This window comes from Pseudomonas sp. 39004, from assembly GCF_028682155.1.
Lineage (GTDB): Bacteria > Pseudomonadota > Gammaproteobacteria > Pseudomonadales > Pseudomonadaceae > Aquipseudomonas > Aquipseudomonas capeferrum.
Genome location: NZ_JANIAG010000153.1, coordinates 1 through 13,605, shown reverse-complemented (window position 1 = coordinate 13,605; position 13,605 = coordinate 1). Strand labels below are relative to the sequence as shown.

The following is a 13,605-nucleotide window of genomic DNA, read 5'->3' as shown; positions in this document are numbered from 1 at the left end:
CTGCAACAGCGTTTGCAGCGAAGCCAAAACTTGTTCAGTGATGCCGTTGAGTTTGCTGGCGAAGTACACATAGACGGCGGTACAACACACGCCCATGACGGCCCACGGTGTCCACCAGGGCAATTGGCGGTTCATGCGATAGTGGCGCGGCGCCACATTGGTGAAAGGGTCGGTCAACCGTTGTGAGTGGGCTTTGGGGCCGCGTAGCTCCACGATCCGCTTGCGCAGACGCTCCATCCAGATTTCCAGCTCCTGATCGCCGTTGGTCTGGTTGGCGTACTTGCCCCGGTAACCCAATGCCAGGCACCAGAACAGGAACACGAACAGGTCGCAGCGTTTTTCCGGCGCCTCCAGCAGGCGCTCCAGCACACTGAAAAATTTCTCGCCGCCCCAGGTTTCCTGATGGATGGCGCTGAGCAGGGACTGGGCTTTCCACGGTGAGTCGCGTCCCCAGGGGGTCGCCATCACGGCCTCGTCGACCACACAACACAGGCAGTAGGAGAACACCACGCGGTCGCCCTCATCGCAGTGCTCAAGCTGGCGCACTTCCTCGACCATGCCGTGGATCATGGTCTTGACGTGAGCGTATAGCGGCTCGACATGACCGTACTGCTCGGTTCCCTCCAGGCGAATGACCAAACCGAGCAGCGGCGCGGCGATGTCGAGGATGGGATTGCCTGTGTTCGAGCGGGTGTCGAATCCCAGGGCATCGACCTGTGGAAACAGCTCGCTGATTGGCGGTGATTCGCGGGTGTCGTGTTGGTCCTTGTCGTACGATTGCGAGGATGAAAGGCTCATAAGGCGTACCTCCTGGTCACATTACCGGTTGCCGCCCAGTCCGGGCGGGCCATAGCTGGCGGGTGGCATTGGCGGTGTTGACGATCTGCAACTGATGAAAGGAATTGCTGCTGGCATACGACGCCATGAAGTGGGACAGCACGTTGCCGAACAACTGCACCTCGCCCCAGCATTCCAAACCGTCAGGGTCGATGTGCAGGGTGGTGCGCATGCCGCGCACGGGCAGGCCTTTGATCAGCCAGTCATAGGGCTCGCTGTGGACTTCCTTGATGGCGCCCAAACGCTGGGCGGTCCTGCGCGCCTGTGGCAGGTCGTGGGCGCCGACAAAGTCATACACCCGCAGGACTGATGCGAGCGCGGCGGGGGAGGACAGTGAGAGGTTATTCAGGGCCAGGTGGGAAATCAGCGCCCAGTGGCGCTCACCCTGGCCGCCGCTTTGCAGCATCGGCGGGTAGCTGCGAGTGGGCGGTGTCAGGTTGCGATAGGTGACGAACGAAGGCGTGTCCTGGGTCGTCAGGTCGATCTCGCCTACCTTGAGCTGCTGCGCCAGGACGCCGTTGCTGCAGGTCAGGTCGATGCTCAGTTCTTCCTGGTCACCCAGATACGGCGCGAGGTTGTGATGCACCACGCGGATCTTGTGTTGCACCGTGTCGTTGACCGGTTCCTGCTCGATATCCAGCTGATAGTAGCGGGTGGGCACTCGTTCACCCAGCGGGAAATTGCGGTGCAGTGATTCGAAAAGCGTGAATTCCTGCACGTGATCCTTGGACTTCTGACGCTGGCTGCTGACACGATCGACGCTGAAGATCTCGTCTTTATCGCTGCCTTGGCGGCCCACGTTTATAAGCGGGTGGCTTACCTTTTCATTGAGTGGGATGGGCTTGGCCTTGCAGGTGAACAGGTTGATGGCGGGAACGCAGTTGAGCAGGATCGTCGTCTGATCGATCTGGAGGTCAGGTGGCAGGGGCGCGTTGAAGCGCAATTCCAGCTGGATCTGTTCGGCGGCTTCATCCGGCCAGTAGGCCCCCAGCCCCTCAATGCGAAAACCATGAAAGCGGTCGGGGAAGCAAAAGAACTCTTGCAGGATGCGGTAGCCGTCCATCTGCTCGCCTGCGCTTGGCAGCAGGGCTTCATCGACCTCGAAACCGACGAAGGTCACCGAGGGCGGCAGTGCGAAGCGGTGCTGGCCGATGTGCAGGTAGAGCTTGTCCAGGTGCTGTGCCAGCCATTGGTACAGGTGCAGCGCGTTGCGGTGGCCACCGGCGAGATGGAACTGCAACTGGTCGCACTTCATCCGCCGAAGGGGTTGTTCGGACAGGGCGCCCAGGTCGATGCGCACCACAGGGGCTTCGGCACTGGGCTGCGTCGTGATGCTGCGGATCTCCAACGGCGCGATGGCCAGCTCAGCACACGTGCGGAACTCGCAGCTCACGCCTTCAACCGGCTGGGAGAACACCGGTGTTCCTTTGGCCAGCACCTGGGTTTCGCTCAGCGCATGGTCGACCGGCTGGAACTGCATCACCGTCATGCTCGGCAGCGGCCGCAGTACATTGGGGTAGAGCAGCTGCAGTAGGGGATGTGTCAGCTCGGGCAGGTGGTCTTCGAGCTTCATGACCAGGCGAGCGGTCAGAAAGGCGAAGTGTTCCAACACGTACTCACTTTGCGGGTCCGAAGCGGTGCGCCCGAGGAAAGGCGCCAGGCGCGGCTCGTCCTCGACAAAGTCGTCACCCAGCTCCCGGAGGGTCTGCAATTCCCGAGTGAACCAATCTTTAAACTTCATGTTTAGTGTTTCGAACGCTCTATCTAAAGGGGTTGAGTTAGTCGCAACAAAAATTGATTTGCGCGTCTTGTAGGAAAGTTCTTATAAGTTCACGGTTTAAATGCCGTGGAGTCGTGCGTTACTATTTATTCTTTATTGCAGATGTCGTGCGGTGTCTTCAAGAAAAGTGTTAGCGCTTATTTCGTGATCATAGGCGTTGATAAGTAATTTCGGGTGCTGCTACTGTCTTTTGCGGTTCGTGCCTTTAACGTGCGTCAATTCATCGAAAGTGCAGTCGGCAAGGTTTACCGCTATGAAAGTGAAAAAGGACAGTCTGCTGCGTGGTTTATCGTTGTTGCAGCGTCAGGCGATGCCCGTAGTTGTTATCGCCACAGTGCTCTGCGTGGCAGTTGCCGTGATCGGGGTATGGTGGTTGGGGCCGCAGTGGCAGTGGCGTGACCAGCAGCCGCTGGCCGAGCAGCCCGTGCGTATTGCCGTCACCGTGCTGCTCGTGGTGTTACCGCTGCTGGTGTGGAGCGCGTGGGTGCACCGTCGCAATCGCTCGATCATGCGCGAGCAGCAACGACAGCAACGTGAGGTGGAGGACCCCTGCCTGGTGTACCTGCAGGCCCAGCAGCGCGCCCTCGACGGCAGCCTGGCTCGCCTGCGCCACAGCCAGGGCGGTCGCGGGCATCGCTACGATGTGCCGTGGTACCTGATCCTGGGCGAAGAGAATGCGGGCAAGTCGAGCTTCGTCAGTCGCTCGGACCAACGCTTTGCCTTGACCCGCACCGCGCGCAGTTCGACGCAACGGGCCAGCGCCGATCCAGACCTGGTGTTCGATATCGACTGGTGGGTGGGGGACAATGCGTTGCTGATCGATCCGCCCGGCGAGTTCATCAGCCAGCCGGAGCGGCCCATGCCGGTACCCGATCCGCTACCGCCCCCGGCAACGCGTGAAGACGGTCAGGACGATGCGCCTGTACCTGCAGGGCCAGCTGCCCCCGTCGCGCTCAAGCCAGCCGATCCGCCAGGGCTGCCGGCAGGTAGCGAGCGCCGACTGTGGCGGCACATGATCGGCTGGTTGGCGCAGAACCGCAGTCGTCGGCCGCTCAATGGCGTGGTCCTGTTGGTGGACATGACCAAGCTGTTAGCGCAAACCGAAAAAGAGCGGCGTGACCTGGCCTTTGTGCTGCGCGCACGCCTCACGGAACTGGGTGGCGAGTTAGGCACGCGTCTGCCGTTGTACGTGGTGATGAGCAAGTTCGACCTGTTGGACGGCTTCGAGGAACTGTTTGCCAAGCTGCCGGCACGCGAGCGTGAAGAAGTGCAGGGCTTCACCTTCACGCTGGCGTCAGTGAAGGATTTCGATACCTGGCTGGAGGAACTAGGCAAGGCCTATCAGCGATTCATCGAGCAGCTTGAGGACACGCTGGAATCCGCCAGTGGTGCGATGCCCCCAGCGGCGCGCAAACGTGCCTACTCGCTGCTCAGGGAGCTGAGCGGTGCCCGCAAGATGTTGCTGAGTTTTCTGGGCGACGTGCTGAGCAGCGATCGATACACCACGCCTGCGCTGGTGCGGGGGCTGTACTTTTCCTCGGTCTACCAACGCGGTGAGGTCCGTAACCTGCTCGCGGATGCCTCCGCCCGTGCTTTTGCCTTCAGCCCGCCAGCACTGTCGACCAAGCCACAAGGCACTTCCGTGGTCTATTTCGCCCAGCAACTGTTGCAACGTGTGGTCTATCCCGAGGCTGGCTTGGCCGGCGACAACCAGCGGGTTGTCGAGCACAAGGCCCGCCTGTTGAGAGGCGGCGCCATTGCCGCGAGCTTGTGCGGGTTGGCCATGGCCGGTAGCTGGCTGTACTTCTACGGCGTCAACCGTGACAAGGCCGAACAGGTGTTGGAGAAAAGCCAGGCGTTCACCAATACCAGCGCCGACGGCAAAGGTGACCTGACCGGGCGCAACCTGCTGGCACCGCTGGATGAGATCCGCGATGCGGTGAGCCTGTACGGTGACTACCGGTCAGGTTGGACCGTGTTCACGGACATGGGCTTGTACCAGGGCAAAGCCATCGGCCCACAGGTGGACCAGGCCTACCTGAATGCACTGGCCCGACGCTTCCTACCGGCCATTGCGGGCGGCGTGGCGGCGACCATCCAGCAGGCGGTTCCCGGTAGTGACGAACAACTGGCCGCCCTGCGCGTGTACCGCATGATCGAGGATCGCGCCAATCGCCGACCGGAACTGGTTGAGCAGTGGATGGCCCGTGAATGGCAAAAGGCTTTTCCGGGTCAAGGCCAGTTGCAGGCCGCGCTGATGCGTCATCTGCAGTACGGCCTGGCTTATGCTGATGTTGAATTGCCGGATTACCAGCGTGTGGTGGCGGATGCTCAACAGCAACTGCGCAAACTGCCCCTGGCCCAACGCGTGTATATCAGCCTGAAGCAGCAGGCTGCACAGCAGCTGCACGGTGCGCTGGACCTGCGCAACGAAATCGGGCCGGCCTTCGATATCGTCTATGTGCCGTTGAACCAGCGAAACCATCAGGCGGCCGTCGATGGCAGCCTGTCGCTGCCACCGTTGCTCACCGCGCGGGGCTTCCGGGACTACTTCGACCAACACAGCCAGAACGTGGCCGACCTCGCCCTGATCGACCAATGGGTACTGGGCGAGCGGCGCACCCTCGACTATTCCGAGGTGGACCGCCAGGCTCTGACGGAGCGCTTGCGCGCCTTGTACAGCGCCGATTACATCGACAGTTGGCGGCGGGTGCTGAACCAGTTTTCGGTCACTGAGTTCACCGACCTTACCCATGGGTTGAGCGTACTGGAGCAGGTTACTGGCCCAGCCGCGCCCATGCGGCGATTGTTGGAGACGGTGCGCGGCAACACGCTGATCTACCCTGAGCCTGCGGACAACGAGAAGCAGCTACAAAGTACTCAACCAAGCCGCCTACAGGCCATGGGGATTTATCGGTCGTTTGCCGGGCTTTCGGGGATGCTCGATGTGCAGGGCGACAAGCCGTCCTTCTATGACGAAACTCTGCAGGCCGTTAGCGCCGTGTATGACTATGTGAAGGCGGTGCAGGACAACCCGAATCAGGGCAAGGCTGCGTTGGCCGTGGCCTTGAGCCGCTTTTCGGAGAAAGAACCCGATCCCATCCGCAACCTGCAGCGCGTCGCCACGGGCTTGCCGGAACCGCTGAACCGGCATGTTCGTCAACTGGCAGACCAGACTTCTCAGGTGTTGATGGTCATGGCGCTGCGCGAGCTGGAGCAGCGCTGGGATGCGGAGGTGTACAGCGTCTACCAGGAGCGCCTGGCTTCACGCTACCCCATCGATCCGGCCGGGCCGGATGTGTCGCTCAAAGACTTCGAGGCATTCTTCGGCCCGCAGGGGCAGCTCAAACGCTTCCAGGATCAATACCTCACGGTATTTCTGAATGACAACCTCAATGCGCTCTATTCCAGCGCCGATGACGGCTATCTGGTCCGGCTGGAGGTGATGGAGCAGCTGAAGCAGGCGGAAGCGATCCGCAACGCGTTTTTCGACAACCGCGGCGAATTGAACGTGAGCTTTGGTCTGGAGCCGGTAGCCATCAGCAGCGGGTTGCGGGGCAGTGTCTTTGGTATGGATGGTCAGCTGCAGGCATTTGCCGATAAGGGCAAAGACCCGATAGGCATGACATGGCCAGGCCCTGCCGGGGAGAGCGGGCATAGCCGTGTCAGCTTGGTACAGGCAGCGGGTACGACGGTCAGCCTGGGTTATCAAGGCCCGTGGTCGTTCTACCGCCTGCTCAGTCGCGGTGGGCTGAACGCCCGCACACCGACCAGCGTCGATTTGAGCTTCAGAATTGCCGGTGAGTCTGCGCGTTACAAGTTCCACGCTACAAGCGCGAACAATCCCTTCACCCGCCAGCTGTTTGCGGGGTTCGCGTTGCCGCAGCGGTTGTTGCGCGACAGTGCGGCCAACGTAGTGGCAGAGCGCTGACATAGACCCAAAAAGAAATATCCCGATGCCTGGAGTGGATCGGGATTCTTCTTTAGCTGCACCAGCGGTTCAGTCTGGCCTGATCGCCCAGAGCTGCATTTCTAGGTTCGGGAACTCCCCCGCGATGTGGAAGCCAAAGCCACTCGCATCCTTGAACTGCTGCCAGGTTTCGTGCTGTCGATCCAGCTCGAAGTACACGAAGCCGGAGTGATGGGGTAGGTAGCGGGGCGTTACCAGCTGAGGGATCAGCGGTAGGCCCGGCATTTGCAGTTGGATGAAGTGGTGCAGTTTCTCAAGCGGGGCGACCTTGCCCTGCTGCTGGAACCGCTTGCGCAGATCGTCGCCGGGCAAGTCGGCACGCACGGCAAGAACGAACGTCGCATCCTCCAGCAGCTTGCGCTCATGCAGAACAGCTGTCAGCTCACCGTACTTTCTCTCCTGGATCGGCAGGGAAACCGCCCGAGGCTGCAGGATCGTGCTCAGTGATCGGCGCAGGGTTTCCTCCAGCACATGGAAGGACTCTGAGAGGTTGTCATGCTGATAGGCGGGGTAGTCCATGGGTAGCCGGCCATCATCGGTGAACGTCACCAGTTCACCGCAGGCTTGGCCCAGAGCGATATGCAGTTGTTCGGGGTGCACGTTGCGGCGACGTGCCAGGTGATGGAAGTACGGGTGTAAGCGGTTCAGTACCTGCAACAGGGCGAAATCGGTGACATCGGCGATGCCGGACTGGCCGGGTGAGCAGATCCGTTCGGCGAGGTTGCGTGCGCGTTCGCGGATGAGCCCCGTGGTTTCCTCAAGGAACCGGTGCAGGGCAGGGGCGCCCTTGAGGGAAATGCTGGTGGGGTAGAAGTGCTGATCGAGCAACAGGCTGCCGTCGGCGCGCTTGTCCATGACCTTGGCCAGTGCCAGGCAGCTGTAGGCGCTGTTGTCGTCATCCTGAAGCTTGAGCTGCAGGTTGGGGATGGCGACATCCAGGATCATCGAATCGCCGCTGCCGCCGTGGTTGTCCATGACGGGAACGCCTTTGGCGATGAAGCGGCCGTTCACATCCTCGCTGTCGGGCCAACGTACGGCGGGGGCGCCCGGCGCGTGCAAGGGAAGTGTCAGGTACACCTGTTTATTAGCGGTGCCTTGGGGAATTTCCAGTGGCGCGGGCGGTGGCATGTCACCGGGAATGTCGAAGACCGTGCCATCGGGCATCACGCCACGGGCGCGGATGATGGCGATCTTGCCGAAACTCAGGTACTCCGCATTCAATTCCAGTTCGCTGAACCCATAGAACGCATCGTTCAAACTGGAAACGCGCTGTTGCAGTGCCGACTCAGCGGCGAAGGCCATCTGCTGGAAGTGCTGGGGCTTGACGAACACGCCTTCTTTCCACAATACAGCGTTACGTGAAGTCATCGGGTATTCCTTCTTTCAATAGGGCTTTACGGGTTGCGGAGAAGTTCGCTGTCCTGACGCAGTTCGACGCCGTTGTTCTCGAAGTGGACGTGCACGGTGTGGCTGTAACCGCGGGGCTTGATGCGTATGGAATCCTTCCACTTGCCCTGTGGGTCATCCAGACGCGTCACGACAGCGATGTAGCGCGTACGCTCGTTGATCTCTTCATGTTCGATGAACTTGAAATGGCCCGGCACCAACCGGAAGTCGTCCACGCTGATCAGGGTGCTGCCCAGTGCTTTGTCCAGGTCTTCTTCCACTTGCTCATATGTGGCGTCCAGCAACAGGGAGTCGTCCCTGAGTTGAAGCACTTTGAAGGCGATGGAAGCGGGTGCTTGTCGCTGCGCTTGGGTGGCAGGCTCGGGGGCTTCGGATTGCGCTGCTGTGTAACTGGCCAATTGGGCAGGCGTACTGGGTGAGGCGGGGTAGTTCTGGTGCAGTTGTTCAGCCAGCGCACCTACCTTATCGGTCAAGCCAACGGCATCCGTGGCACTGAGGGTTACTGCCAGCCTTGCCGATTGTTCAAACGGCGGAGCAGGCTCCTCGTGGATTGCGTGCGCTGAGCTGGCGACAGCAGGTGGATCTGCGGCATACAGACTGAGCCCCACGTGGCTGATGTCATTGGTAGGGCCACCGACAGGGAGTGTCGGGTCTTTGAATACCTGATACGCCTTGCTGATCGAGCTACAGCCGCTGAGTGCCAAGCAAGCCAGAACCACACCGATGCGCTTGTTCATCGCATCTCCCTGCCGAAGATCTCGGCGATGGTGGGGTCAATGCGGGATTGCGCCACACGGTCCAGATACGCCTGGGGATCAAGCTCATCTGTATGCACGGGCTCTGAGGGGCGGAACAGACTCAATACATCGGTAGTCGGTTCGCCGAGGACCTGCAGTGGGCACAGACGCTGTGTGGTCTGTAGGGCTGAAAGCGGATTGTTGTCGGAGTGAAGCTCCGGCCGTTCCTCTACCTCGTGCTCATTGCCCAAGCGGATGGCAATCTGGTAATCGCCGATTTGCAGCCTGTCGTTGTGCCTGAGGCGGATTAATGCGCCAGACAGTAGTGCGGTGTCACTGCCGTTCATAAAGCTTGAGCTGCTGTGGTCGACGAGGCAGAAATGGCCTTCGTGCCAGCGGATTTCGCAATGCACCGGCAGGATGCGCGCCTCGCGATCGTGCAGCCGCCAGGTCGCTTGCGTGCCGAGCGTGCCGCCTGTTTTATCGAAACGGTGCTGCGGCTCACTGCCATGCAGGAGTGTTTCCGGGTTGAGGACGGCCAAGGTAAGACTGGGGGAGAGAACATGTGTACTCATGCGCGTACCGTGATGCGAACGGGGGGAGGTGTGGGGTCTTTGCGGTCAGCTATGAAGCTGGTCCAACCCAGGTGAGTGCCATGCTCGGCCCGGAGGCTGAAAGGCGGCGCCTCTTCGGCGCGCATGCGCAATTCCAGGTCGTACGCCCCGACATCGCGAAGCAGAAACTCCACCAGCCGGGCCAGACGGTGATAGTTGTCACCGCTGGGCAGGAATTCGCGAAACTGCCGCTGGTCCAGCCCTGCGATCACGATGGTGAACTTGCTGCTGCGTGACTCGGTGGTGCCGCCCACCAGGAAGTTATCGTTGAGCGTGCAATTGCGTGAACCCAAGCCATTGCGCTGAGACTGCGGTATCTGCACGACGCGTTTCTCGAACTCACGGATCGTCACATCCTGAAGATCGAAGCAGTGCGCGATCATGCCTGCCACCATGCCCGGTGATCGGCTGCGGCTGGCGATCATTCCTACGAAGCTCAACAAGCGGCTCCAGGGCAAGGGAGTCGCCCCGCGCAACGCCGCGTCATCCAGACCGATCATCGCGAAGATGTAACGAGAGAAGCCGTCTGTGGCGCCCGGTTGGAAGCGCCGGTAATAGCGGTACTTGCGCCAACCCTGATGCAACAGGGTATGCAGACGATGGTTGAAGAAGTTGAAATAGGCCGGTCGTACACCGATGCTCTGCGCATTCTCATAGGCCACTTCGTCAAGGTAATAGCTGGGAAGCGGCGAATCGGTTCCATGCAAGCCCAGGAAGGTGGCCTGAATGCGGTAGCGATCCTCCCCCATGCGCTCAGCACTGAGTACATCGGCGATGGGGAATGACAGTTTTGGAGATACCTCCAGCCGTAAGCGTCTTCGGGTTTGGGGGGAGAGGGGGCGCAGTTCAAGATCATCATCGTGTACCTGGTACATCAACTCCAGAAGCTGGAAGTACGAGTACTGATGGGCCTTAGGCAACATGCGGTCCACAGCATCATGGACTTTCTTTTCTGATTCAGCGTCCATGTCAAATCCTCAGGGAGTGGTGTGGTTTCTATATGTAGGACGTATTTGTAGGAATAATTACCGGTCGGCAGGAATTGATTAAACAAATGGCTCGGCGGTAGTTGCCCTTAAAAGAAAACCATGCAATGAGGAAGGGCTTCCGGTCGAGGCACGAAGTGTAAGCAGATGTTGTCAGGAAGTTAATCGCCGCTCTATCGTGCAGGCCACAGCATTTTCCCGTGCAAAATATGTCTGGCGCGTGGGATGTTCGGTCGTGTTGGTTGCTGCTGTTTATTCCGCGTGATGCGGTGGGGCAGTACAGAGTTCCGAGTCACATGCTCGGTTACTGCGGCCGGTTAGCAGTAACGACACCCTGGATGGTCGATCAGACAATTGTCGTGTGGACATTCGATTGGTGCCTGAAGGTAATGCATGCGTCGAGCTAGAGGCCGGAGGGCGTTCACTTCGCAGAGATGAGGCTGTGTGAGTACGTGATGCGTAAGGACATGCCTGGCATCTTGGACGCCCACCATGTCCACCTCACAGAAGTTCAGCTTCCGAGGGACACCATTGGGTTTCTCGGGATTTCACACAGTCCCTAGAACTCCACCTTGCCCCGCCCCGCCTTGACATTGCTGCGCCTGGCTTTTCCTTCAAGGCGGCGTGTCTTCGAGCCGAGGGTCGGCTTGGTGGGGCGGCGTTTCTTCTCGGTCTTGCCGGCAGTAATGATCAACTCGGCAAGACGCGTCAGTGCGTCAGCGCGGTTTTGCTCTTGGGTGCGGTACTGTTGGGCCTTGATGATCAATACGCCGTCACCGGTGATGCGACTGTCACGCAGCGCCAGCAGCCGCTCCTTGTAAAACTCGGGCAGCGACGAGACGGGAATGTCGAAGCGCAGGTGCACGGCGCTGGACACCTTGTTGACATTCTGCCCACCTGCGCCTTGCGCGCGGATGTATGTCAGTTCGATGTCGGCATCTGGCAGATGCACGTTATTAGAGATGGTCAGCATGGCATGGCCCTTGTCATTGCCTTCCATTATCGCAGCCTTCGCCACTCGCCCACAGAACAAAACAAGTTTGACCTCAACCACAGAGGAGCGAGCCCCTTAAAGGGGAATTAAGGGTGGCAGATCGCCTGGGCGGGGCAACTTGTTGCAGTAAAAAAGCCCCTGGCATGCTAAACCAGTCGGCCCCGCCTGCCATGAAGAGTGCCCCGGTGAAATCCATTCGCCTGACCCTTGTTTGCCACGCCATGACCCAAGCCCAGAAGACTGGCTGCATGCCCAAGGCTGATGACAGCATCCTTGCGCTGGCACAACCGCTGCTGGCAATCGGGCCTGCGGTGCAGGTACTGACAGCGCCGGAGCGCCGAGCTTGCGAGACGGCGGCTTGGTTATCGGCGCAGACACAGGCGCGTGTCGAGCCTGCGTTGGCAGATTGCGACTTGGGGCAGTGGCAGGGGCTGTCGCTCAAGCAGTTGCAGGCGCAGAACCCGCAGGCGTTGTCCGAGTGGTTGGATAATCCGGCCAGCGCGCCACATGGCGGGGAATCTTTTGCGCAACTGTGCCAGCGCGTGGCGGCTTGGCTGGCGGCGTTCGATACGCCGGGCGAATGGCTGGCAGTTACCCACCCCATGGTCATCCGTGCCGTGCTGGTACAGCTGTTGGGGTGCCCGTTGAGCGCGCATCAGCGCATCGATGTGCTGCCGCTATCGCGCCTTGAACTCAGCTTTGCCGGGCAGTGGCGGCTGCGTCTGGGCGCCTAGCGGCGGCAAGCGTGGTTCAGAACGCCAGCTTGTAGCCGATCAGCAGCAGCATCGCCGCCAGGCAAGGGCGCAATACGCGGTCGGAAATGCGCCCGGTCAGGTGGCTGCCCATGTAGATACCCGGCAGCGAGCCGAGCAGCAGGTAACCCAGCAACGACCAGTCCATGTTGCCCATGCCGGCGTGGCCCAGGCCCGCAACCAGGGTCAGCGGTACCGCATGGGCGATTTCGGTGCCGACCAGGCGTCGGGTGACCAGGAACGGGTACAGCAGGAACAGTGCCACGGTACCCAAGGCGCCGGCGCCGATGGAGGTGAGGGTAACCATGACACCCAGCACCACGCCAGTGAGCACGGTAAGCGTGTTGAGGCTGCGGTCGCTGAGGTGGTAGTGATCACCGGCATGGCGGCTGGCGAAGGCCTGCAGGCGCGACTTGAACAGAATGGCCAGTGCGGTGAGGATCAACACCACCGCCAGGCCCTGTTTGATGATGGCGTTGAGCGCCGACGTGTCGGTGTGCAGGGTACTGAGGAACCACAGGGTGATGGCGGCGGCGGGTACGCTGCCCAGGCTCAGCAGGCCGGTGATTTTCCAGTCGATGTTCTTGTTGCGGGCATGCACCCAGACGCCACTGGCCTTGGTGATGGCGGCATACAGCAGGTCGGTGCCGACAGCGGTGGCCGGGTTGATGCCAAACCACAAGAGGATAGGGGTCATCAGCGAGCCGCCGCCCACGCCGGTCATGCCGACGATGAAACCTACAACCAGCCCGGCAAGGGTGAAACCGAAAGAACCTACATCCATACGCTACTCGACTGCCCAACTTTGCCCGTTATCGGATGGAAGCCAGCATATAGAATTTTTTATAGCCAAATAGACTTGTTCGTTATTAGGTTATAACCGCGTGGCGTCTGCACGGGTGCGTGAAAGCGCGCCTTAACGGTCTGTCATGACCACCATCACATGCGCATCCCCGCCATCCTCGCTTTCCGACAGATAGATATGCCCCACCTGGCTGTTGAAGTACGCGGTCTCCTGGGGGCCGATGCTGACCGCTTCACCGGTCTCGAACTCGATACGCACACGCCCGCAGATGACCAAGGCGAACTCCTGGCCAGGATGGCGGATAAAATCGTCGAACTGCCCGCGTTCGCGGGCGATGATGCGGGCATAGGCCGGGGTCATGCGGCGCTCGGGGAAGGCGCCGGCAATCGGGTGATAGTCGTAGGTGCCGGTCGCGTAGCCCGCAACGGCCGCCAGTGAATCAACCACCACGGTCACCGGTACTGGCGTATCGGCCGTGCCGCTGGCACGGAACAACTGGGCGATATCGACATTCAGGGCGCGGGCGGCGGCGGCCAGTTTTTCGTAACTGACCGAGACCTGGGCAAGCTCCATTTTCGACAACGTCGACACCGGCACGCCGCTGGCTTCGGACAACTGCTTGAGGGTCAGCTGGCGCGCCTTGCGCACCTGGCGCAGGCGCCTGCCGACGGCGGCGCGGTCTAGCAGGGGCAAAGCATCGGGGCGGTCATCGGGCATTCGGTG

11 protein-coding genes are annotated in these 13,605 nt (G+C 60.5%); 2 read left to right on the top strand and 9 right to left on the bottom strand.

Annotated elements, in window-relative coordinates:
• Both icmH and tssF read right to left on the bottom strand, forming a co-directional pair.
• Nucleotides 1-798 (bottom strand): type IVB secretion system protein IcmH/DotU (gene icmH / locus NP534_RS21330; RefSeq protein WP_274100019.1); only part of this gene is annotated, 798 nt, incomplete at its 3' end.
• 16 nt (nucleotides 799-814) lie between these two features.
• Nucleotides 815-2,578, bottom strand: a complete 1,764-nt coding sequence (gene tssF, locus NP534_RS21325) for a type VI secretion system baseplate subunit TssF (protein WP_274100018.1) — start codon at nucleotides 2,576-2,578, stop codon at nucleotides 815-817.
• 292 nt (nucleotides 2,579-2,870) lie between these two features.
• On the opposite strand from tssF, the gene tssM reads away from it, so the two are divergent.
• The gene (tssM, locus tag NP534_RS21320) at nucleotides 2,871-6,548 is read left to right on the top strand and encodes a type VI secretion system membrane subunit TssM (RefSeq protein ID WP_274100017.1); all 3,678 of its coding nucleotides are present in this window, start codon (nucleotides 2,871-2,873) and stop codon (nucleotides 6,546-6,548) included.
• A gap of 69 nt (nucleotides 6,549-6,617) precedes the next feature.
• Here tssM and tssK read toward each other — a convergent pair whose 3' ends face one another.
• The 5 genes from tssK to arfB form a co-directional block, all read right to left on the bottom strand.
• The gene (tssK, locus tag NP534_RS21315) at nucleotides 6,618-7,955 is read right to left on the bottom strand and encodes a type VI secretion system baseplate subunit TssK (RefSeq protein ID WP_274100016.1); all 1,338 of its coding nucleotides are present in this window, start codon (nucleotides 7,953-7,955) and stop codon (nucleotides 6,618-6,620) included.
• A gap of 26 nt (nucleotides 7,956-7,981) precedes the next feature.
• Nucleotides 7,982-8,731: a type VI secretion system lipoprotein TssJ gene (gene tssJ / locus NP534_RS21310; protein WP_274100015.1), complete on the bottom strand. Its 750-nt coding sequence runs from the start codon at nucleotides 8,729-8,731 to the stop codon at nucleotides 7,982-7,984.
• Nucleotides 8,728-9,306: an FHA domain-containing protein gene (locus NP534_RS21305; RefSeq protein ID WP_274100014.1), complete on the bottom strand. Its 579-nt coding sequence runs from the start codon at nucleotides 9,304-9,306 to the stop codon at nucleotides 8,728-8,730. The genes tssJ and NP534_RS21305 overlap by 4 nt, the downstream gene beginning before the upstream one ends.
• Complete coding sequence (tssG, locus tag NP534_RS21300; RefSeq protein ID WP_052040613.1) at nucleotides 9,303-10,313, bottom strand: type VI secretion system baseplate subunit TssG; 1,011 nt, start codon at nucleotides 10,311-10,313, stop codon at nucleotides 9,303-9,305. Before tssG ends, NP534_RS21305 begins: the two co-directional genes overlap by 4 nt.
• Nucleotides 10,314-10,890: 577 nt before the next feature.
• Nucleotides 10,891-11,304 (bottom strand): alternative ribosome rescue aminoacyl-tRNA hydrolase ArfB, encoded by a 414-nt coding sequence (arfB, locus tag NP534_RS21295; protein ID WP_274100020.1) that lies wholly within the window; start codon nucleotides 11,302-11,304, stop codon nucleotides 10,891-10,893.
• A gap of 206 nt (nucleotides 11,305-11,510) precedes the next feature.
• On the opposite strand from arfB, the gene NP534_RS21290 reads away from it, so the two are divergent.
• Nucleotides 11,511-12,059, top strand: a complete 549-nt coding sequence (locus NP534_RS21290; RefSeq protein WP_274100013.1) for a histidine phosphatase family protein — start codon at nucleotides 11,511-11,513, stop codon at nucleotides 12,057-12,059.
• Nucleotides 12,060-12,075: 16 nt separating this feature from the next.
• Here the strand turns inward: NP534_RS21290 and NP534_RS21285 are convergent, their stop codons facing one another.
• Nucleotides 12,076-12,861, bottom strand: a complete 786-nt coding sequence (locus NP534_RS21285; RefSeq protein ID WP_033699141.1) for a sulfite exporter TauE/SafE family protein — start codon at nucleotides 12,859-12,861, stop codon at nucleotides 12,076-12,078.
• A gap of 132 nt (nucleotides 12,862-12,993) precedes the next feature.
• Entirely contained in the window at nucleotides 12,994-13,599 is a 606-nt protein-coding gene (locus NP534_RS21280) for a helix-turn-helix domain-containing protein (protein ID WP_033699140.1), read from the bottom strand.
• Nucleotides 13,600-13,605 lie beyond the last annotated feature (6 nt).